Source organism: Pseudomonas sp. Eth.TT006 (assembly GCF_054456575.1).
The window spans coordinates 253,920-273,904 of the sequence record NZ_JBTJEN010000001.1 but is presented as its reverse complement, the minus strand read 5'-3'; the positions used below and the strand labels follow the sequence as shown (position 1 = coordinate 273,904).

Here is a 19,985-nt window from a genome sequence, read left to right as displayed (position 1 = left end):
TCAGTCATCCGCCTTGGCGAGCGCTTCATGGGTGTTGCGAATACCGCCCTGATCCAGGGTCAGATCGGCCTCGGTCAGCTCCAGCGGCGTGACCTGCACGGTGTAGCGCCACTTGGTTTCCGGCAGATCGCGATACGCGGCGAGCACGCCGACGTAGCGGCTGCCCTCCTCCACGCTGAGCTTCATTTCCACGGTTTCACCCGGGCGCAGTTCGAGTTCTTCGCTGGCCACCAGATCCGGGTTGAGGGATTCCTTGGCGCGCTCGTAGAGGCTGAAGAAATCAGCGTTCTCGAAGGTCACCGGGTGCTTGAGTTCGAACAGGCGCACGACGATCGGCGACGGACGTCCGTTGAGGTCCGGGTTGAGCTGATCGCTGCCGGTCAGCTTCAGGTTGATCTTGGTCACTTTCGAGTACGGCGACAGCGACGAGCAACCGGCGAGCAGCGCCAGCAGGGTGAGCGCAGTCAGCGTCTTGAAAAAAGCGGTCGAGCGGCGAGACATGCGCATCATCCTTGGTGGTCGGTGTGGAGGGTGGAGATCAGGCGGATCTGTTCTTCGTAGGCCTGGGCGAAGTCGCGGGCCAGCAGACGCTCGCTCCAGTCATCGTCCTGCCGCAGGGCCTGGTGGTAACGGCCGAACGCTCTCCAGCGCCCGCCCGAGGTGGCGATCAACGGCTTGTTGTCGCGCTCGAAACGCAGGGTCAGTTGCTCTGGCGAGAAGTGCTCCAGCGTGCCGCGAACGGCGGCGCGGCTAGCGGTCAGCAGCGCCACCTGATGCGCCTGCAGATCGCGGAACGCACGGGAGATCGCCTGATCGGCCGGCAGGTGCCCGGGCTTGTGCGGCTGCAACAGAATCTCCAGTGCTTCGCTCGGATCGACGGCGAATTTCAGCGGGTTCTTGTTGGTGCCTTGCACGGTGGTCTGGGCCAGACGCAGCTCGTTTTTCAGCTCGGAGCGGGTGCGCAGGCTCTGCTGCAGACCGCCGACGCTCTGGCGCAGCAGGCGCGCGGCGTTCAGCGCCAACGCTTCGCGGGCGTCGTGATCGAGGCCTTTGACGTTCACCCCCAGCGCCGCGCCGAACTGCTCCCAGAAACCTTCGCTCTGACGCTCGACGGCTTTTGGCGCCGGAGCTGGCTCGGGTTCAACCGGAGCCACCAGTTCCGGCACCAGCAGGCTTTCCATGTCGATGCGCGCGTAATCGGCACGCTGCCGCGAATCCTCGGGCTTGGCGGTCGGCGCCAGCAGCTCGTCGATTTCCGAATAGACGCGCTCTTGCTGTTCGATCGCGTTCAACGGGTCGAGGTCGAGGAACGCGTCGTCCGGAATGATGCTGCCGGCGGCACGCGGACGGCCGACCTCACCGTCGAAGGTCGCCGGGTCGCGCACCAGGCGCGCGCGAATTTCGAAGTCGCCGAGCACGTAGGTGCTGCCGTGTTCGATGCGCACCGGTTCGCCCTTGTGCAGGCGTGCGCCGCTGCCGCCGTCCTGGACACCGTTGCTGCTGGTGTCGGTGAGGAAAAACGTGCCTTCGCGGTAGCTGACAATCGCGTGGTGATTGGACAGATGACGCTTGCGGTCAGGAATGATCCAGTCGCAGTCCTCGCCCCGCCCGATCACGCCGCCAGCCTGTTTGAAGGTCTTCTGGCACAACTCGGTGGGCACGAACTGCTTGGTGTTCAGCATTTCGAAAACCAGTTCCATGTTTGATGCTCCTTGCGGTCACTTGCCGCGATTGACCGCTTGCGGATCACCCAACGGGCGATAGTCGTTGTCGTTGAATTTGTAATTGCCGCTACAGCCGCCAAGGCCGCATAGAACGACGAGGGTCAGCAGGACAGCGTGCCAGTGACGAACAGACATCAGAGGGTCTCCAGGGGTAGACAAAGCACAAAGCGCCGACCCTTGCGGGCGGCGCTGAAATAAGTTTTTGCGGTGGGCGCGAGGGCTCTGGGTCGCGGCCTTGAGCCAGACCACCGAGGTATACGCGTACCCTGTGGTGAGGGGACTTGTCCCCGATGGGGTGCGCAGCGCCCCCAAAACCTGTGTTTCGGTTCTTTCAGGAAAACCGCGGCTACCGGACTGCGACTGCTGCGCAGCCGATCGGGGATGAATCCCCTCGCCACAGGGGAAAGCTCCAATTCCGGATGCTTCTTCAGATCAACCATCGAAGTCACCCAGGTTGATGTTCAACCGCCCGAGGCGGTACAGCAGCGTGCGCCGCGGCAGGCCCAGTTCGCGGGCGGCGAGGGTCTGGTTGCCGTCGTTCTTGCGCAGGCAATCGAGCAACAAGGTGCGCTCGACCTTTTCCAGGCGTTCGCGCAGATTCAGGCCGCTGTGGTCTTCGGGGATCGGCTCCATGCGCAGCGAGAAATGCTCGGCCAGCAACTCGCCGCCTTCGCACAACAGCACCGCGCGTTCGACCAGTGCCTTGAGTTCACGCACGTTGCCGGGGAAGTTGTAGCCGGACAGATGCTCCAGCGCCGCGCTCGACCAGCGCACCGGATCGCGCTGCAAATAGGCGCAAGTCTTCTCGGCGAAATGCTCGGCCAGTTCGAGGATGTCGCCTTCGCGCTGACGCAGCGCCGGCAGCTCGATCGGAAACTGCGCGAGGCGGTAATACAGGTCTTCGCGGAATTTGCCTTCGCTGACCAGCGTCGACAGATCGCGGTGGGTCGCGGCGATGATGCGCACGTCGATCTTGTGCGTGTCGTTGGAACCCAGCGGACGAATCTCGCCTTCCTGCAGCACACGCAGGATCTTCGCCTGCAACGACAGCGGCATGTCGCCGATCTCGTCGAGCAACAGCGTGCCACCGTTGGCCGCATCGAACAGCCCCGCACGGTCGCGGTCGGCGCCAGTGAACGCACCTTTGCGATAGCCGAACAGCTCGCTTTCCAGCAGGTTTTCCGGGACCGCCGCGCAGTTCTGCACGATAAACGCCTGCGAGCGACGCGGACCGCAATCGTGAATCGCCCGGGCCACGACCTCCTTGCCGGTGCCGGTTTCGCCACGCAACAGCACGGTGTACGGGCTGTGCAGGACTTTGCTGATCAGCGAGTGGGTCTTGCGCATCGCCGCGCTTTTGCCGATCAGGCCATAGCCGCTGATGCTCGGCACGCTGCGCGTGGCCGTAGCCGATTCCGCCAGCGGCTGGCGCAGACGCTGCAGCAAGTGCAGTTGGCCGAGCACGAACGAGCCGAGCTGACCGAGCGAATCGGCAAAGCCATGCAGGTCGACGCGACGACGACTGGCGCACAGCAACAGGCCTTCGACCGCTTGGTGCTGATTGACCAGCGGCACGCACAGCAGCGATTGCCAAGGCGTCGAAGCGGCCGGCAGGAAACTGGTTTCGTGCAGGCTGCCGCTCAAGTCGTCGAGGCACACCACGCGGTTCTGGCACAGGGCAAACTGCAGCAATTGCTCACCGTTGTAATCCGCCGGCAGGCTCGCCGCTTCACGCGGTTGCAGGGCGCCGTCGAGGTACTCGGCGTTCATTCCCAGGCAGGTGTGGGTGGCGTCGAGTAGATACAGCTGCGTCAGTTCGCAACCGCTCAGCTCGGCCAGGCCACGCACGAAGTCACCCAGCAGCGCAGCACCGTCCGCCGCGCGCGACAGACTGGCGAACTGCGCCAGCAACGCTTCGGCGTAGACCAGTGGCTGCGGCACTTGAGTGAACATCACACCCACCTCAGGCGAACTCGCACATCACGCTGGCGTTGCCATCGAGCGTGGCATGCACACGCTTGAGGGTTTCACCGCTGGCCATCGCATCGAGCAAGCGGTCGGCCACCAATGGCAGCACGTGCTGATCGAGCAGATGGTCGATCAGGCGCGCGCCGCTTTCGCTCTGCGTGCAACGCTCGGCGAGGTGATCGACAAGGTTCTGGCACCAGCTGAAATCCAGTTGACGACGGTTGAGGCGCTCGCCGAGACGGCCGAGTTTGATCTCGATCAGTTCGCGCAGCACTGGGCCGCCGACCGGGTAGTACGGCACCACTTTCATCCGCGCCAGCAGCGCCGGTTTGAAGTGTTTGCTCAGCACCGGGCGAATGGTTTCTTCGAGCACTTCGGCAGTCGGCCGCGCGCCGTCTTCGCAAAGGTCGCTGATCTTGTCGCTGCCAAGGTTCGAGGTCATCAGGATCAAGGTATTGCGGAAGTCGATCTCGCGACCTTCGCCGTCGTTGGCCACGCCCTTGTCGAAGATCTGGTAGAACAGGTTGAGCACGTCCGGGTCAGCCTTCTCGACCTCATCAAGCAGGACTACCGAGTACGGCTTCTGGCGCACCGCTTCAGTGAGCATGCCGCCCTCGCCGTAACCGACGTAGCCCGGCGGCGCACCGATCAGACGCGAGACGGTGTGCTTCTCCTGGAATTCGGACATGTTGATGGTGGTGATGAAACGGTCGCCGCCGTACAGCAGGTCAGCCAGGGCCAGCGCGGTTTCGGTCTTGCCGACGCCGCTCGGACCGACCAGCAGGAACACCCCGACTGGAGCATCCGGCTTGTTCAGACCGGCAGCCGTGGCGCGCATCGAGCGATCCAGAGCGTGCACGGCTTGTTCCTGACCACGGATGCGCGTGCGCAGGTCGCTGGCGAAACTCGCGACCTTGGCGTTGTGCTCACGAGCCAGTTGCGCCAGTGGCACACCGGTCCAGGCGCTGATCACTTCAGCCACCAGACGCGGGCACACTTCGAAGCTGACCAGACGTTCCTTGGTCTGCGCGGCAGTCAAGGCGCTGTGGGTTTCGTGGAGTTCGGCTTCCAGCGCTTCGACGCTCCGGCCTTCCTCGACCTCGGCCACGTGGGTTTCGATTACGGTGCCTTCGGCGTCTTCTTCAACGCTGACAGTGGGTTCAACGGCAGCGGCTTCGCGGGCCTTGGCCAGTTGCTGACGCAGTTCCAGCAGGCGCTCGGCGAGTTGCTTCTGTTCAGTCCACAGGGCTTCCAGCGCAACCATTTCGCTTTCGGCTTCGTCCAGTCGCGCTTCCAGTGCGTCCAGTGCTTCGTGGTCGATCAGCAGACCGGCCTCGGCATCGCGGCGCAGGGCCTGACGCTGACGGCCACCTTCGGCCAGTTCGCCGCGCAGGCGCTCCAGGCTCTCCGGGGCGGCAGCCAGACTGATGCGCACGCGGGCGCAGGCCGTGTCGAGGACGTCGACGGCTTTGTCCGGCAGTTGGCGACCGGCCAGATAACGCGCGGACAGCTCGGCGGCGGACACCACCGCGTCATCGCGCAGGTAGATGCCGTGGCTCTTCTCGTAGACCTGCGCCAGGCCACGCAGAATGGTCACCGCTTCGCTGACGGTCGGTTCGTGCAGTTGCACCGGCTGGAAACGCCGGGCCAGCGCCGGGTCTTTCTCGAAGTATTTCTTGTACTCGGCCCAGGTGGTGGCGGCGATGGTACGCAGTTCGCCACGGGCCAATGCTGGCTTGAGCAGGTTGGCTGCATCGGAACCGCCGGCATTGCCGCCCGCGCCGATCAGGGTGTGGGCTTCGTCGATGAACAGAATGATCGGTTTTGGCGAAGCTTTGACTTCGTCGATCACGCCTTTCAAACGACGTTCGAATTCACCTTTGACGCTGGCGCCGGCCTGCAGCAGGCCCATGTCCAGCGACAGCAGTTCCACGCCTTTGAGCACTTGCGGCACTTCACCGGCTGCGATGCGCGAGGCCAGGCCTTCGACGATGGCAGTTTTACCGACACCGGCTTCACCGACCACGATCGGGTTGTTCTTGCGACGACGCGCGAGGATGTCGACCATCTGGCGGATCGCGCCATCGCGGCACAGCACCGGGTCGAGTTTGCCGTCGCGGGCCTGTTGGGTCAGGTTGTGGGTGAAGCGCTGCAACAGCGATTCGCCCTGCGCGGCTGGTTTGCCATTGGCGGCCGGTTGCTCCTGTTGCGACAGAGCGAATTCTTTCAGGCGCTCGATATTCAATTTGGCGAGCAGCGGCTGATAACGGCTGCCGGCGTAGCGCATCGGGTTGCGCAGCAGGGCGAGGATCAGCGCGGCGTCTTCGACCTGGGTCTGGCCCAGTTCGAGGTTGGCCACCAGCAGCGCGTCCTGCAGCCACTGCACCAGTTCCGGGGCGAACACCGGGTTGCGCGAAGCGCTGTGTTCAACCCGGGTTTGCAGCGCGGCGCTCAGTTCGCTGGCGTCAACGTCGGCATCCTGCAGCGCGCGCGACAGCAAGCCGTTCGGACGCTCGAGCAGACCCAGCAACAGGTCTTCGACGAGGATCTTGCTGCCGCCACGGGCCACGCAACGTTCGGCCGAACGCTCGAGGTCTCGACGGGTTTCGGCGTCCAGCGCCTGGATGAGTTGTTGCAGGTCTACGTTGATCATGGCTCACGTCCTTAATGAATTTTGCTGCCCAGGGTCACTACGCCGTCTGCTTTCTCGCAGCCCAGCCAACTGGTCCACCCCAGGCGACAGTCGTTCTTCTCGCCAATGCGCAGCTCGCGGATTTCTTCCGGGCGCAGCACCAGGCGAATGTCGTAATCAAGCGGGTCACGCAAGGTGAACCGCACCAGCGCACACAGCGGCTGATAACCGAAACCGATCGGCAGGAATTCGTGGAATCGCGCCCAGTCGAGTTCGGTGATGTGAATGCGGAATTTGCCGCTGCGGTCGCGTACTCGTTCACCGAGGACCAAGTCTTCGCCGAGCAGGCTGTTGGCGCGACCGAGGCGGTTGCGCTGCTCGTCGAGGATCTCCACGCGGCGCTCGATACATTGCTCGATCACCAGGTCTTCGTGCTTGAAGTAGTAACGCAGCACGGCCTCGATCAACGCCGCCGAGTGCGCGCGCAAGCTGAGCAGGCCGAGGTACGGCAGCAGGCGTTTCCAGTTCAGCTCCTTGGCCTTGCGGATCTCGTCGCCGCCCAGCCCGATCAGCGCAAACAGCTGCGACGAGAACGGATCGACCGCGCCACTCTGGAAGCTCGCGCGATAGCGGTACTTGCGCCAGATCGGCAGCATCAGCCGTTGCAGGCGGTGATGGAACAGGTCGAGGAAGTTGCGCGTCGGGTTGCCGTCCTCGCTGTCACCCAGCGCCTGCTCGCCGTAGAACGCCGGCAGCGGCGAACCGGAACCGACCAGGCCGATCAGGTTGAAACGCATGCGCGCGCGCATCTGCCCGTGCTCTTCGAAAAACTCCACGCGATCGACGTCGCTGCGCGGAAAGCCCAGGCTCGGGTTGGCCTGAAACTCGACCTGATCGTACAGATCGTCTTCGCTCAGGTACGGGTGTGCTTCGCGCAGCCGGTCGATCACCAGCAGCACGGCCTGAAACAGCGAGTACTCGCGTATCGCCTTGGTCAGCCCGCTTAAAGCAGGGGCTGCAGGCCCATACGTGGTGTCCATTGGTACACCTCTCCCTGTGTGCTTTTTACTCGCAGCTCGTGGTACGAATTGAGACTGGCGTAAAGCGCGAAAAACTCGTTGAGAACCGAGGCGAAAACGAACAGGTCGCCCTCGCCGATATACCCTTCCGGGTCGATGGTCAGTTCGGTGCGCAGACCGCGCACCGGCAAGCCACGGTGCAGTCGGTCGACGTGGTGATGCTTGATGTGCTTGAGGCCGCCGAGCAGGCGTTTGCTGACCTTCTCCGCGTGCTGGTCGTAGTAGCGCGGCAGGTCGTAGGTTTCGAGAATCACCTTCAACGCATTGACGTCGGCCAGCGACAGGTAGTTGAGCGACATGTTGCTGATCAGCTTCCACAGGAAGTCACGGTTCAGCGGTGGCGCAAAACTCGAGGTGGCCGGGGTGATGTTGCGGAAACTCAGGAACTCCGGGGTCTCTTCGCAGGCCATGCAGATGTCGCCGAGCTTGAGCTTGCGCGGCAGGTTCTGGTTGGTGCACATCAGCTCGATCGACAGGGTTTCGTGGGCTTCGGTGTGGCGGATGCCGAAGCTCAGGTAAGTGTCGAGGCCGTCGTGCAGCAGCGAGGAACGCTGGCGGATGCTGTAATGCGGGCGGCTGTTGGGTACGTCGAAACTCGGGTCGTGCTCAAACGATTCGAACGGCACGTACTCTTGATAACCGAGGCCGCCGGGCTTCCAGCCGGTCACGGTTTCCACCGAGAACACGCCGCAGTTTTCCAGATCGTATTCGGCCGGCAGCAGCAGATATTCGTCCTGCTTGCCGTCGAGACGGATCGGCAGCGCATCGTGGGCGAACAGGTTGGCAATCGGCGTGCAGAACAGCTTCACGTTATCCAGGGTCGGGCGCATGCGCATGATGCCGCTCTTGCGAATGTCGAACCGCAACTCCAGGCCGCGCATCTGCTTGAGCGTGTCTTCCGGCAGCGCGTTGAGGATGTCCAGGCCGCTGACGTCGACGAACAGGAACTTGTCCTGGAAGGCGAAGTATTCCTGCAGGTAGCGATAGCCACGGAAGGTGTTCAGCGGATACGGGATCAACGCTTCTTCTTCGGCAAAGCCCACCGGCTTGACCCGGTCACCGGGAATCTTGAACGCCATCGGCTTGCCGCTGACACCATCGATCGGCTTGCCGGCGCCATCGAGCGGGATCAGCTCGATGCCTTCGAGGTTGCGCAACAGGCTCAGGTAGAGCATCTGGCTGATATAGCGCTCGCCGGCAAAGTGCAGACGCAGCTTGCTCAGTTCCAGCTCACCGAGGTGGCCGTCGGCGCTCATTTCCAGACGCAGGCTGAGCAGCGAACCGTCGCCCTTCACCGAGTAGTTCAGAGCCGCCAGATCCAGCGGCAGGACCTCGGTCGGGTAGCAGGTGCGGAAGCGGCAACGTACGTCTTCGATCGGCTTGCTCTCAATCGGCGTGTCACGCTCGACCAACAGTGCCGGGCCGGAACGCTTGAGCGGATCGAACTGCAAAATGCTGAACGCCGGCAGCGGGCGCATGTAGTTCGGCCACAGCAGTTGCATCAGCGAATGGCTGAGCTCCGGCAACTCGTCATCGAGCTTCTGGCGCAGACGCCCGGTGAGGAACGCAAAGCCTTCCAGCAATCGCTCCACATCCGGATCCCGCCCGGCCTGGCCCAGAAACGGCGCCAACGCCGGACTACGCTCGGCGAAACGGCGACCGAGCTGGCGCAGTGCGGTGAGTTCGCTTTGGTAGTAGTGGTTAAAGGACACGCTGGGTTACCTGCCTGGTAGTGGAACTCATCAAAAACGTACTCTGGAACTCGGACGGATGACGCTCTTCATGGCGGCGACATGACACCCCCCTAATCCCCTCCAGCAACTTCATAGGGAGTGTTACTGATAAAGCTATTGAGCCAATGGTTTTTCCATTCCGGAACTCTGATACCAAAATGTTGATCGCGCTTGTAAAAATCAATCCAGACGATCCCTACAATTACATCGTCCTCGTGAGCAGTCATATCCACAGCACTTCGCGAATACAAAGGCGATCGAAACACTGCATTGGAATCTCTTTTGTCAATAATTCGCAGGTATGCCAAATCATCGAAAGGCACCAGCAAACCTCTAACAGGCACATTTTCAATCAGATAGTTTCCTGACTCGCTGATTACGAAGCTGCTGGCCTGGCGATTAACAACACTGTTCACAGACACCGCAAAAACTGCGATTACAACCACTAACAAAAACAGGAAAAAAAATATCTTTTTGGTGCGCATCATTTTTTTCCCAACTCAATAGTCACAGGACTAATGCTTTCATAAAAAATATCAGAGAACAGTTTGAAGTCCCCACCCTTGGAGTAAAGCTTCCTGTACTCAACAAAATGTTTGTTTTGGATAAAAAAGTATCGCTTGTTCGCAGCTTCGACAAAGCGCTTTTCTGCTGATTCGCTCATTCCGAATATGGATGACTGCATGATGCCCGCAGTTTCCTGATCGATTGCCATGTTTTGCGCGTTAGCGTCCATCACCCCGGCAACACCATCAAAATTCCAGTATCCAAGTGGTTGACTGATGTAATCGTCGCCGTCGTTAAAATCATAGTTATCTTCGACGTAGTAGCCCAGGCGATCAGCGACAAACACGACTTTCTTGTCAAAGACGTTGACTACGCCTTCTGCGATAACCCGCATGTTGAAATTCGCCAAGGCTCCGCGCAGTTCATCAAGTTCACCGCCACCGAGCTGACTGAAATTAACTGCACGGGAGTTGAAATAACCGAACTTTTCGGCCGCACGCCCTTTGCCGTTAAACTGGACTGGATAGCAACCCGGCGCCGACTTGCCAAAAGCCCGAAGTATTTTGGTGCTGATTTCAGGCATGGCTTTCTCATTATTCCATGCCGCCTTTAAAACTTTCCGCGTCTCTTCAGGCTTCTTGAACTTAAGCACCCAGTCCATCTTGACTATATTTTCTTCAATATATTGATCGGGCACCGGCCTGACACGGTCTTTCTCTTCTTTTTCCATTCCCCCACTGGCATTCTGCCAAGGGGCACCATTAAACCAATGACGCATCAATGCGGCGGCGACCGGCCACTTCATTTTGTCCATGGCAGCAGGGATATCGCTAACCTTAAAAAGACGCACAACAGTAGACTGCCCGGCTTTATTACTCGCCGGGGTAAGGCTGGATGCTACTACCGTGTCTGCCATTTCAACGTCCTTACTTTAAAGCTCAGAAACAGAAGCTTGCGTTTAAAATACAATCCAATACCTAGCCAATCATCACTTCGGTTTGTTGTTCAATCACCAACTCCACCGCCTCAGCCTGAGCGGAAGAAATTTTCTGAGTTTTTCCATCAGCACTGGTAATACCGTTGATGATCTTCCCCGAGGCGGTTTTCAATGTGTAGGCCACACCCGCTAATGGCTTGCCGGTGTCCTGACAATTGATCGTGAAGTGTTCGTCGAACGGCCACTTGATCTCCACCGGCAACGGCGGCACAAACGGCGCCGGCGAATGCGAATTGCCGATAATCACCGTCCCGGATCCAGCAGTGACCTTGTTGCCATGCGTACCCACCGAATCAACCGTCGCGGCAGGTTTGCCGTTGATCAACACAGTGGTCGCCAAACCTCCCGACATCGCACCACCACACGCCGAGGCATCGCCTTGGCGGGCGGCCGCGAGGCCGTCGAAGAACACGTCGCCGGAACCGGCGGCGATCGGGTTGGTACCGTGGCCGGGAAGTGGGCAAGCGGTGGGGTCGGATACGCGTGCTGCAGGTTTGCCAGACATCGGGAATCTCCTTAAGTGACCTTCACTTGACCGCTGCCATCCAGGCGCGCGGAAAAACTGACCTGACGCTTGAAACCCTCGACCTCGAGCAGACCTTCGATACTGAAGGCCAGACGCAGTTGGTCGTTGTCACGCGGCAGGGAAATGACACGCACGTTGCTCAGGCGCGGCTCGTAGGCTTCGATGAAGTTTTCGATGGCCAGACGGGCCTGACTCAGGGAGTCGTGCAGGCTCAGACGCATGTCATTGAGATCGGGCAACCCGTAGTCGGACAGCGTTTGCACGCTGCCCGCCCGGGTGCTGAGCATTTTGGCCAGATGGGCAGCCACCGACGCCATGGCACAAGCCTCGAGGCTGTTGCCCTTGCGTAGTTGCGCGTCGCCGTTGAGGCGTTCGAACAGGCTGCCGTATCCGTCCATGAGTCGCTCTTACTCTTTGTCCAGCTTGCCAACCAGCGACAGAGTGAAATCGGCACCCATGTACTTGAAGTGCGGACGCACGTTCAGGCTGACGCGGTACCAGCCCGGCTCGCCTTCAACGTCGCTGACGATCACTTGCGCAGCGCGCAGCGGACGACGGCCACGCACTTCGGCGCTCGGGTTTTCCTGGTCGGCCACGTACTGGCGGATCCACTTGTTCAGTTCCAGCTCGAGGTCGGTGCGCTCTTTCCACGAACCGAGTTGCTCGCGCTGCAGCACTTTCAAGTAGTGAGCCAGGCGGTTGACGATCATCATGTACGGCAGCTGGGTGCCGAGCTTGTAGTTCAGCTCTGCAGCCTTGCCTTCTGCGCTGATGCCGAAGAACTTCGGCTTCTGCACCGAGCTTGCGGAGAAGAACGCCGCGTTGTCGGAGCCTTTGCGCATGGTCAGGGAAATGAAGCCTTCCTCGGCCAGTTCGTATTCACGACGGTCGCTGACCAGTACTTCGGTCGGAATCTTGGTTTCGATTTCGCCCATGCTTTCGAAGTGGTGCAGCGGCAGATCTTCAACCGCGCCACCGCTCTGCGGGCCGATGATGTTCGGGCACCAGCGGAATTTGGCGAAGCTGTCGGTCAGCTTGGTGCCGAACGCGAACGCGGTGTTGCCCCACAGGTAGTGCTCGTGGCTGTTGGCAACGGTTTCCTTGTACACGAACGACTTGACCGGGTTTTCTTCCGGGTCGTACGGGTTACGCAGCAGGAAACGCGGCACGGTCAGGCCAACGTAGCGGGAGTCTTCCGAAGTACGGAAGCTCTGCCATTTGGCGAATTGCGGGCCTTCGAAGTGGTCTTTCAGATCTTTCAGATCGGGCAGGCCGGTGAAGCTTTCCAGACCGAAGAATTTCGGACCGGCAGCGGCGATGAACGGCGCGTGGGACATGCACGAAACGCTGGCCACGTACTGCATCAGCTTGACGTCTGGCGAGCTTGGCGACATGTAGTAGTTGGCGATGATCGCGCCCACAGGCTGACCACCGAACTGGCCGTATTCAGCGGTGTAGATGTGCTTGTACAGGCCCGACTGCATGACTTCCGGCGAGTCTTCGAAATCGTCCAGCAGGTCTTCTTTGGAGACGTTGAGGATTTCGATCTTGATGTTTTCGCGGAAGTTGGTGCGGTCGACCAGCAACTGCAGACCACGCCACGACGATTCCAGTGCCTGGAAGTCCGGGTGGTGCAGGATTTCGTCCATCTGACGGCTGAGCTTGGCATCGATCTCGGCGATCATGCGGTCAACCATGGCCTTCTTGACCGGCTCACCGTTGTTCTGCGGCTTGAGCAGTTCTTCGATGAACGCCGACACGCCACGCTTGGCGATGTCGTAGGCTTCGTCGTCCGGAGTCAGACGGGTTTCGGCGATGATGCTGTCGAGAATGCTGTACTCGCCGCTGGCGGCGCTCTTCTCTTGTGCTGCGCTAGTGCTCATTGTGTTGGCTTCCTTGGCTGGAGTCTCAGGCGTCCGGGGCTGCGGCGTTCAGGCCCAGCTCACCGAGTACGCGACCGCGGGATTCGTCGTCGGCGAGCACGCCTTCGATCGCTTTACGGAACGCAGGTGCGTTACCCAGCGGGCCTTTGAGGGCCACCAGCGCATCGCGCAGTTCCATCAGTTTTTTCAGCTCAGGCACTTGCTCGACCAAGCTGGCCGGGTTGAAGTCCTTCATCGAATTGACGCGCAGTTGCACAGCCAGCTCGTCGGCCTCGCCATCTTCCTGCAGACGGTTCGGCACGCTCAGCGTCAGACCCAGTTCTTGCTTGGCCAACACTTCGTCGAAGGTCATCTTGTCGATGCTGATCGGCTTGCGATCTTCGATTTTGCGATCGTCCTTGCGGTGGGTGTAGTCACCGATTGCCAGCAGTTTCAGCGGCAGTTCAATCTCTTCCTGAGCACCGCCGGTGGCGGGTTTGAAGGTGACGTTGATGCGTTCCTTGGGGGCTACCGAGCCTTCTTTGGCCATGGCTTTTCTCCTTGCGGTTGTGGCCCTGGGGCCTATTCGAGTACCACTTCGAGATCGAGGTGGCACAGCCTGCGATAAATCTCTTCCTTGCGTTCACGCACTGCATGGTTCTGCGGCAACAACTCGCAGCAACTGTGCAGCAGGTGCAGCACTTCCAATGCAAGATCGGGCTCCCAGGCGTGCAGGCCTGAGTCCTGTAATGTCTGATCGAGGGTTTCGAGCTGGTTTTTGGCCAGTTCGTACTTCTTGGCCATGAAGCACAGCCGGGCCAGAGCGAACTGCCAGAAGAACCGCTCGCGCCCGCCGTGGGCCGATTGCAGTCCCTGCTTGAGAATCTGCACGGCCGGTTTGAGGCCTTCCTTGCGCAGCAACGGCAGCACGTCCTGCAGGGCCTTTTCCCAGGCCGGCTGGGTTTCGACGTCCTCGCTTTCAACCTTGCGCGGCGCACTGGCGCTTTGCAGGTGCGGCATGACGTTGCCGGCGATCCACGCCCGGGTGGCCGGATCGGCAAATGGCGCGCCGTCATGGAAGTGGCATTCGATGATGCCGGGCAGGCGCTGAACCAAAAGCGCGAAGTGGATTTCCACTTCGCGCATTGCCATCTCGGCGTTGAGGTTCTGCAGACATTCCCAGACCATCCTCTGTCCGTCGAACCAGAACGGCGCCTTCGCCAGGCTCGCCTCCAATTCCACCAGCAGATCGGCGTATTTGCCTTGATCGAAACGGTCCTGGTACTGCTTGAGCTTGTCGGCCGGCAAGCCGCGCAGCACGGTGATCTGCTCGGCGTTGCGCTCGGGCACCGCATCGATCGGCAGCCAGAGCAAGGTGCGGTTCAGGCGCAGGGCGCGCAGGTCGGTGGCTTTCTGCTTGAGCCACCAGGCGCACAACGGACGCGCGCTTTCCTGCTGGGCGCGCAGGGCCTTGTAGGCGTCTTTCTCGTTGTCGATCGGCGCGCCGGGGGTCATCAACTGGCTGGCGGCCTGTTTGACCTGCGCCACCGCCGCACCGACCACGCCGGGGGCCGGCTGGTTGTCGGCCGCACGCTGGATCATGGTTTTCAGGCGGCGGGAGAGAGGCAACAGCAGCGGCGCGTCGTCGCCCAAGTGCTCGGTGCACGCGGCATCGAGGCCGGCCAGATGCTCGGACAGCTGCCGGAACATCGGCAGCTGTTCCTTGATCGCAATGTTTTCGGTGATCACCTGCTCCAGACGCGGCACCAGCCAACCGATCGCGGCGGCACGGGTGCGGGGTTTAAGCGGGTGAACGTCGGCCCAGTGGTTTTCCGACAGATGGTGCAGCAGACCGAGGCCGGCGAGCAGCCCGGGGAACGATTCACGCTGGTACAGCGACCAGGTCAGCCAGGCGCCGACGCGCAAATCCTTGGATTGGGTACGCAGCAGGTTTTCGCTGTTTTCACGGATTTTCAGCCAGTCGATCTGCCCGCTTTCGTGCATCGACGTGGCTTTGGCCAGCTCGCTTTCCAGGGCCTCGAACTCGCTCGAAAAACGAACGTCTTCGCCCGCAAAATTCTCTTTGGAAACAGAGGCTTTTGCGAGTTCGAGGTAATGGGCGGAAAGTTTGCTTGAGTAGGACATCCATGGCCTTTATTAAGGATTACAGTCGTGCGCCTATTGGAGTTGCCACGGCGCGGGACAGTATCGAAGAGCAGTACAGCGACTCATCCAATTGAGATGTGCTCTTTCAAGTGGGCGCATCGTAATCACTATGATGGCCACTAGCAAGCATCTGATTAAACAACAAGACGAAGTGTTCATTGGGCCGTGTAGGAGATTGCCCTATATGTCGCAGGGGAATCCCTGATGCCCAAGTATATTGGGCGAATCCGCCCGGTTTCCTCGTAACCCTCGCCCCAGAGCGGCCCCGGTCCGACTGACCGCGTCGCCCTGCAAACGCCTGCCCCATTACACGGCGGCAAGCATGACAACTCTCGAAAGAAATGGAAGTAGGACCCTTCCGAAAAAACGCTGGATTTTACAAACAATTCGCCGGCGACAACATTCAACAATAAAAGTGCCATCAATTTGATGGCAATTCATCTTTCTGAAACTTTATTCATCTTGTGAATACTGTACTTCAGTGCCAGATCAACAACTATGAAGCACTTCCTTACTCTCAGGAGCGTAGGCTTACGCAACTCCTCTGCACCGGAAATACTCTGACAAATGACAGGGATACTTCTTACATTAAGTGTTACCCGTGATGCTGGGTGCCTGGGCAATCCTCTTGGTTTGGCGGCCAGGGACGAGCATCAATTCCGGCGTTTTTGCCCCCGTCGGCATCAAGCCTTTCCTGTAAGGCTCGGGCATACTGGCCGCGCCCAGGCAATATAAAGCCGTCTGGAAAATTCAACCTCCCGTACGAGAGCTGGTCAGGAGTATTACTCATGGAATTGAGCCCCCTGTTGTTCACCGCACTGATGTGGCTCCCCGTCACTCAAGCCTCTGCCGATACGCAGACACTGGAAGGTCACTACTACCTGACGGGCGCAATGGAAATGGGCGCCGAGTTGCTGCTGCGCAAAGACGGCACGTTTGACGCGGGCGTGGCATATGGCAGTGCTGACGGTTTTGCCAGGGGCACCTGGCAGGTGGATAAAAACACTTTGACGTTGAAGAGCGAAACGAAGGCCGCTTCAAACAGCGATTTGTCCGCCTTGTTTCAGGATCTGCAACTGGCGATCGAGCCAAACTGCCTGGCCGTAGACTTTGGCAATGGCAAAGCCTGCTTCCGCCGCCAATAACCTGGCTTGCAGCCACAAAAAATGGGCACCCGACCGCAATCGGTGTGCCCATTTTCATTGCGCTGCTCCCCGTCATTCGGGGAGCGCACCGCTATTACGGATTGACGCTGTCTTTCAACGACTTGCCTGGCTTGAATGCCACGGTGTTGCTGGCCTTGATCTTGACCGGTTCGCCGGTTTGCGGGTTTTTGCCGGTGCGGGCGCCGCGGTGACGTTGCAGGAAGGTGCCGAAGCCCACCAGCGTTACGCTGTCCTTGCGGTGCAGAGCGCCGGTGATTTCTTCGAGGACGGCGTTGAGCACGCGGTTGGCCTGTTCTTTGGTCAGATCCGCTTTTTCAGCGATTGCAGCGGCGAGTTCTGGTTTACGCATTAGTGAAGCCCCTTTGACGGTTTTTTGTTGTTATGTCCGTGCTGTTCTCGTTGGAACAGCGCCCAAGGCGCCGCAGGCTCTACTCTGCGGCAGACGGGAGTGAGAATGGCACGCGGATACCGGCGGCGCCAGTCTCCCCGCGACCTTTGTAGGGGCAAAAGCGGGGTGATTCCGACAGAACGACCGGTATTTACGCCAGCAGCGCCGGAAGCTGTTTGTTCAGGGCGAGTTTTTCCATCACCGCTGCGCCGGTCAGCGCATAACCGAGCAACTGGCCGTCGGCGCTGTGACACAAGGCCTTGATGTCGGCGCCCTGCCCTTCGACGCTCCAGACCCCTTCGCGGCCCCGTGGCGGCGGCGAAACGACCAACGGGCACACCGGGGTTTTCACGGTAATCGGCATCGCGCCGTAGCTCACCGCCGTCGGGTTGCCCGCCAGGGTTTGCGCCAGCGCACGCGCACAGTTCATGAGGGGCATCACGTACAACAGATTCAGCCCATCGACCTCGGCGCAGTCGCCCAGCGCGTAAATATTGGCGTGGGAGGTTTTAAGGTAGCGATCGACAACGACGCCACGGTTGACCTGCACCCCGGCTGCCGCCGCCAGATCGATGCGTGGGCGCAGGCCGATGGCCGACACCACCACATCGCAGGCGATCACCTGACCGTCGGACAGATGCGCCTCCAGCCCGTCAGCGACTTTTTGCAGACGGGTCAGCACCGGGCCGAGATGGAATTTGGCGCCCAGGCTTTCCAGCCCGGCTTGTACGGCTGCCGCCGCAGCCGGATGCAGCAAGGTCGGCATGACCTGCTCGCACGGCGCGACCAATTGCACCTCGTAGCCACCGAGGATCAGGTCGTTGGCGAATTCGCAGCCGATCAGCCCGGCACCGAGCAGCAATACCCGGCGCTTGCCCGCCGCCGCGGCACGAAAGCGCGCGTAATCTTCGAGATCGTTGATCGGGAACACCAGCTCGGCGCCATCGCCCTCGATCGGCACGCGCACGGTTTCCGCGCCCCATGCGAGGATCAGGTCGCGGTAGTACACCGCTTCCTCGCCGATCCACAGGCGCTTGTGGCCGGCGTCGATGCCACTGATGCGCGTGTGGGTGCGCACTTCGGCCTTCAACTGCTCGGCCATGGCGCCGGGTTCGGCCATGCTCAGGCCATCGGCGTCCTTGTTCTTGCCGAACCCGGTGGAGAGCATCGGTTTGGAGTAAGAGCGCCCGTCATCGGCGGTAATCAGCAGCAGCGGGGTTTCGCCATCGAGTTTGCGAAACTCCCGGGCCAGGTTGTAGCCCGCCAGCCCGGTGCCAACGATTACGACAGGTGCGTTCATGCCTTACTCCCAGGTTTTTCTCAGTTGATTTCGATCATTTCGAAGTCCGACTTGCCGACACCGCAATCCGGGCATAGCCAGTCTTCCGGCACGTCCTGCCACGGCGTGCCCGGCGCGATGCCGTCATCCGGCCAACCGTCGGCTTCGTTGTAGATCAGGCCGCAGACGATGCATTGCCACTTTTTCATTCAGGTACTTCCTCGGAGTTCAGGCTAAAGTCGGCGCGGAGGGTCGATGGTGGTGCGCTGCCATCCGGCTCAGGGCGTTTTGTACTGAGGGTGCCGGGCAGATGCAAGCCTGTTCGGCGCAACGGCGACCCGGATCCCTCAAAATCGCAGCACGCCATGGTAAGCTCGCCGCCTCATTTGCGGCCAATAATGACTCATTGTGCACCATTCAAATGCCTGCCCGGCCCCGCTCTGGCTGACTCAAAGCCGACTGACGCCCCTTCCCGACGCGCTGACCCTCGACTGGTTGTTCGGCGAAGGCTCGCTGACCCGCCGCCTGACCCGGCTGTCCAATGACGGTTTCAGTGTTACGCCGTTATTCGAAGGCTGGGCCACCCTGCGCAGCGACGAATGCGCAGCGCTGGAACTGGCCGAAGGCAGCGAAGGCTGGGTGCGCGAGGTGTATCTGCGCGGTCATGGCGAGGCCTGGGTGTTTGCCCGCAGCGTGGCGTCGCGTGCCGCTCTGCAAGGCGACGGCCTGCACATGGATGAGCTGGGCAGCCGCTCGCTGGGCGAACTGCTGTTCTGCGATCAGGCCTTCCAGCGCCGCGCCATCGAAGTCTGTCACTACCCGCCAGACTGGTTGCCGCCAGCCTGCCGCGCGCCCGAACTATGGGGCCGTCGTTCGCGTTTTGATCGTGGCGCGCTGAGCGTGCTGGTGGCGGAGATTTTCCTGCCGAGCCTGTGGACCGCCGCCCGCGCCCATCCGGAGAACTGCTGATGTACCAGAGCCTGCTCAAGTCCCTGAACCGCTTGAATCCACGCGCCTGGGACTTTATCCAGCTGACACGCATGGACAAGCCGATCGGCATTTACCTGCTGCTGTGGCCGACGCTGTGGGCGCTGTGGATTGCCGGCAAGGGTTCGCCATCACTGGCCAATATCGTGATTTTCGTGCTCGGCGTAGTACTGACCCGCGCCGGCGGTTGCGTGATCAACGACTGGGCGGACCGCAAGGTCGACGGCCACGTCAAACGCACCGCACAACGACCGCTGGCCAGCGGCAAGATCAGTTCGAAAGAGGCGCTGGTGTTCTTCGCGCTGCTGATGGGCGTGAGCTTCCTGCTGGTGCTGTGCACCAACGCGCCGACCATCTGGCTGTCGCTAGGTGGTTTGGCGCTGGCGTTCACCTACCCGTTCATGAAGCGCTACACCTATTACCCGCAAGTGGTGCTCGGCGCGGCGTTCTCTTGGGGCATGCCGATGGCGTTCACCGCCGAAACCGGCGAACTGCCCGCCGCCGCCTGGCTGCTGTGGATCGCCAATCTGCTGTGGACGGTGGGTTACGACACGTATTACGCGATGACTGATCGTGACGACGATTTGAAGATCGGGGTGAAATCCACGGCGATTCTGTTTGGTGATGCGGATCGGGTGATCATCCTGAGCTTGCAGGCGCTGTCATTGGGTTGCCTATTGCTGGCCGGGTCGAAGTTCGAACTGGGGACCTGGTTCAACCTCGGTCTGCTGGTGGCGGCGGGATGTTATGCGTGGGAATTCTGGTACACCCGTGATCGCGACCGGATGCGCTGCTTCAAGGCGTTTTTGCACAACCATTGGGCAGGGTTGGCGATTTTCGTCGGAATCGTGCTGGATTACGCATTGCGCTGAGGATCGGAACCCGTGGGAGCGGGCTTGCTCGCGAAGGCGTCGTGTCAGTCAGCAAATGTGTCAACTGGTACACCGCCTTCGCGAGCAAGCCCGCTCCCA

The 19,985-nt window shown here is 60.6% G+C and carries 20 protein-coding genes; 3 read left to right on the top strand and 17 right to left on the bottom strand.

The genetic code is table 11. The features are described from left to right. The 14 genes from tssJ to tssA all read right to left on the bottom strand — a co-directional run bounded on the left by tssJ (position 1) and on the right by tssA (position 15,173). Positions 1-501, bottom strand: a complete 501-nt coding sequence (gene tssJ / locus ACXR0M_RS01260; protein ID WP_458829182.1) for a type VI secretion system lipoprotein TssJ — start codon at positions 499-501, stop codon at positions 1-3. Between the two features lie 5 nt (positions 502-506). After that, the gene (tagH, locus tag ACXR0M_RS01255; RefSeq protein ID WP_458829180.1) at positions 507-1,700 is read right to left on the bottom strand and encodes a type VI secretion system-associated FHA domain protein TagH; all 1,194 of its coding nucleotides are present in this window, start codon (positions 1,698-1,700) and stop codon (positions 507-509) included. Positions 1,701-1,718: 18 nt separating this feature from the next. Beyond that, a complete protein-coding gene (locus tag ACXR0M_RS01250; RefSeq protein ID WP_003229566.1) occupies positions 1,719-1,859 on the bottom strand; it encodes a hypothetical protein in 141 nt (46 codons plus the stop codon). 297 nt (positions 1,860-2,156) lie between these two features. After that, the gene (locus ACXR0M_RS01245) at positions 2,157-3,677 is read right to left on the bottom strand and encodes a sigma-54 interaction domain-containing protein (protein ID WP_458829178.1); all 1,521 of its coding nucleotides are present in this window, start codon (positions 3,675-3,677) and stop codon (positions 2,157-2,159) included. Between the two features lie 10 nt (positions 3,678-3,687). Continuing rightward, entirely contained in the window at positions 3,688-6,345 is a 2,658-nt protein-coding gene (gene tssH, locus ACXR0M_RS01240) for a type VI secretion system ATPase TssH (protein WP_458829176.1), read from the bottom strand. Positions 6,346-6,356: 11 nt separating this feature from the next. Next, entirely contained in the window at positions 6,357-7,364 is a 1,008-nt protein-coding gene (gene tssG / locus ACXR0M_RS01235) for a type VI secretion system baseplate subunit TssG (protein ID WP_458829174.1), read from the bottom strand. Beyond that, a complete protein-coding gene (gene tssF, locus ACXR0M_RS01230) occupies positions 7,328-9,115 on the bottom strand; it encodes a type VI secretion system baseplate subunit TssF (protein ID WP_458829172.1) in 1,788 nt (595 codons plus the stop codon). The genes tssG and tssF overlap by 37 nt, the downstream gene beginning before the upstream one ends. 92 nt (positions 9,116-9,207) lie before the next feature. Next, the gene (locus ACXR0M_RS01225) at positions 9,208-9,621 is read right to left on the bottom strand and encodes a hypothetical protein (RefSeq protein ID WP_458829170.1); all 414 of its coding nucleotides are present in this window, start codon (positions 9,619-9,621) and stop codon (positions 9,208-9,210) included. Next, positions 9,621-10,559, bottom strand: coding sequence for a DUF6402 family protein (locus tag ACXR0M_RS01220; protein WP_458829168.1), 939 nt, complete (start codon positions 10,557-10,559; stop codon positions 9,621-9,623). The genes ACXR0M_RS01225 and ACXR0M_RS01220 overlap by 1 nt, the downstream gene beginning before the upstream one ends. A 61-nt stretch (positions 10,560-10,620) precedes the next feature. Then, the gene (locus tag ACXR0M_RS01215; RefSeq protein ID WP_458829166.1) at positions 10,621-11,145 is read right to left on the bottom strand and encodes a PAAR domain-containing protein; all 525 of its coding nucleotides are present in this window, start codon (positions 11,143-11,145) and stop codon (positions 10,621-10,623) included. Positions 11,146-11,156: 11 nt separating this feature from the next. Continuing rightward, a complete protein-coding gene (tssE, locus tag ACXR0M_RS01210) occupies positions 11,157-11,564 on the bottom strand; it encodes a type VI secretion system baseplate subunit TssE (RefSeq protein WP_458829164.1) in 408 nt (135 codons plus the stop codon). 9 nt (positions 11,565-11,573) lie between these two features. Beyond that, complete coding sequence (tssC, locus tag ACXR0M_RS01205; RefSeq protein ID WP_064589845.1) at positions 11,574-13,049, bottom strand: type VI secretion system contractile sheath large subunit; 1,476 nt, start codon at positions 13,047-13,049, stop codon at positions 11,574-11,576. A gap of 25 nt (positions 13,050-13,074) precedes the next feature. Then, positions 13,075-13,578, bottom strand: a complete 504-nt coding sequence (gene tssB, locus ACXR0M_RS01200) for a type VI secretion system contractile sheath small subunit (protein WP_003229587.1) — start codon at positions 13,576-13,578, stop codon at positions 13,075-13,077. Between the two features lie 32 nt (positions 13,579-13,610). Continuing rightward, on the bottom strand, positions 13,611-15,173 hold the full coding sequence (gene tssA / locus ACXR0M_RS01195) for a type VI secretion system protein TssA (RefSeq protein WP_458829161.1): 1,563 nt from the start codon (positions 15,171-15,173) through the stop codon (positions 13,611-13,613). An 809-nt stretch (positions 15,174-15,982) separates the two neighbouring features. On the opposite strand from tssA, the gene ACXR0M_RS01190 reads away from it, so the two are divergent. Further along, on the top strand, positions 15,983-16,339 hold the full coding sequence (locus ACXR0M_RS01190; protein WP_458829159.1) for a hypothetical protein: 357 nt from the start codon (positions 15,983-15,985) through the stop codon (positions 16,337-16,339). Between the two features lie 94 nt (positions 16,340-16,433). Here the strand turns inward: ACXR0M_RS01190 and ACXR0M_RS01185 are convergent, their stop codons facing one another. The 3 genes from ACXR0M_RS01185 to ACXR0M_RS01175 form a co-directional block, all read right to left on the bottom strand. Next, positions 16,434-16,709, bottom strand: a complete 276-nt coding sequence (locus ACXR0M_RS01185) for an HU family DNA-binding protein (RefSeq protein WP_003213368.1) — start codon at positions 16,707-16,709, stop codon at positions 16,434-16,436. A 190-nt stretch (positions 16,710-16,899) separates the two neighbouring features. Next, positions 16,900-18,048 (bottom strand): NAD(P)/FAD-dependent oxidoreductase, encoded by a 1,149-nt coding sequence (locus ACXR0M_RS01180; RefSeq protein ID WP_458829157.1) that lies wholly within the window; start codon positions 18,046-18,048, stop codon positions 16,900-16,902. Positions 18,049-18,068: 20 nt separating this feature from the next. Next, positions 18,069-18,236, bottom strand: a complete 168-nt coding sequence (locus ACXR0M_RS01175; protein ID WP_458829155.1) for a rubredoxin — start codon at positions 18,234-18,236, stop codon at positions 18,069-18,071. A gap of 199 nt (positions 18,237-18,435) precedes the next feature. On the opposite strand from ACXR0M_RS01175, the gene ACXR0M_RS01170 reads away from it, so the two are divergent. Beyond that, positions 18,436-18,996, top strand: coding sequence for a chorismate--pyruvate lyase family protein (locus tag ACXR0M_RS01170; protein WP_458829153.1), 561 nt, complete (start codon positions 18,436-18,438; stop codon positions 18,994-18,996). Continuing rightward, complete coding sequence (ubiA, locus tag ACXR0M_RS01165) at positions 18,996-19,886, top strand: 4-hydroxybenzoate octaprenyltransferase (RefSeq protein WP_458829151.1); 891 nt, start codon at positions 18,996-18,998, stop codon at positions 19,884-19,886. Before ACXR0M_RS01170 ends, ubiA begins: the two co-directional genes overlap by 1 nt. Positions 19,887-19,985: the final 99 nt, after the last annotated feature.

Bases quoted from the DNA above. Each gene is read 5' to 3' on its own strand.
- tssJ (WP_458829182.1), bottom strand. From the start codon at position 501: ATGTCTCGCCGCTCGACCGCTTTTTTCAAGACGCTGACTGCGCTCACC.
- tagH (WP_458829180.1), bottom strand. From the start codon at position 1,700: ATGGAACTGGTTTTCGAAATGCTGAACACCAAGCAGTTCGTGCCCACC.
- ACXR0M_RS01250 (WP_003229566.1), bottom strand. From the start codon at position 1,859: ATGTCTGTTCGTCACTGGCACGCTGTCCTGCTGACCCTCGTCGTTCTA.
- ACXR0M_RS01245 (WP_458829178.1), bottom strand. From the start codon at position 3,677: ATGTTCACTCAAGTGCCGCAGCCACTGGTCTACGCCGAAGCGTTGCTG.
- tssH (WP_458829176.1), bottom strand. From the start codon at position 6,345: ATGATCAACGTAGACCTGCAACAACTCATCCAGGCGCTGGACGCCGAA.
- tssG (WP_458829174.1), bottom strand. From the start codon at position 7,364: ATGGACACCACGTATGGGCCTGCAGCCCCTGCTTTAAGCGGGCTGACC.
- ACXR0M_RS01225 (WP_458829170.1), bottom strand. From the start codon at position 9,621: ATGCGCACCAAAAAGATATTTTTTTTCCTGTTTTTGTTAGTGGTTGTA.
- ACXR0M_RS01220 (WP_458829168.1), bottom strand. From the start codon at position 10,559: ATGGCAGACACGGTAGTAGCATCCAGCCTTACCCCGGCGAGTAATAAA.
- ACXR0M_RS01215 (WP_458829166.1), bottom strand. From the start codon at position 11,145: ATGTCTGGCAAACCTGCAGCACGCGTATCCGACCCCACCGCTTGCCCA.
- tssE (WP_458829164.1), bottom strand. From the start codon at position 11,564: ATGGACGGATACGGCAGCCTGTTCGAACGCCTCAACGGCGACGCGCAA.
- tssC (WP_064589845.1), bottom strand. From the start codon at position 13,049: ATGAGCACTAGCGCAGCACAAGAGAAGAGCGCCGCCAGCGGCGAGTAC.
- tssB (WP_003229587.1), bottom strand. From the start codon at position 13,578: ATGGCCAAAGAAGGCTCGGTAGCCCCCAAGGAACGCATCAACGTCACC.
- tssA (WP_458829161.1), bottom strand. From the start codon at position 15,173: ATGTCCTACTCAAGCAAACTTTCCGCCCATTACCTCGAACTCGCAAAA.
- ACXR0M_RS01190 (WP_458829159.1), top strand. From the start codon at position 15,983: ATGGAATTGAGCCCCCTGTTGTTCACCGCACTGATGTGGCTCCCCGTC.
- ACXR0M_RS01185 (WP_003213368.1), bottom strand. From the start codon at position 16,709: ATGCGTAAACCAGAACTCGCCGCTGCAATCGCTGAAAAAGCGGATCTG.
- ACXR0M_RS01180 (WP_458829157.1), bottom strand. From the start codon at position 18,048: ATGAACGCACCTGTCGTAATCGTTGGCACCGGGCTGGCGGGCTACAAC.
- ACXR0M_RS01175 (WP_458829155.1), bottom strand. From the start codon at position 18,236: ATGAAAAAGTGGCAATGCATCGTCTGCGGCCTGATCTACAACGAAGCC.
- ubiA (WP_458829151.1), top strand. From the start codon at position 18,996: ATGTACCAGAGCCTGCTCAAGTCCCTGAACCGCTTGAATCCACGCGCC.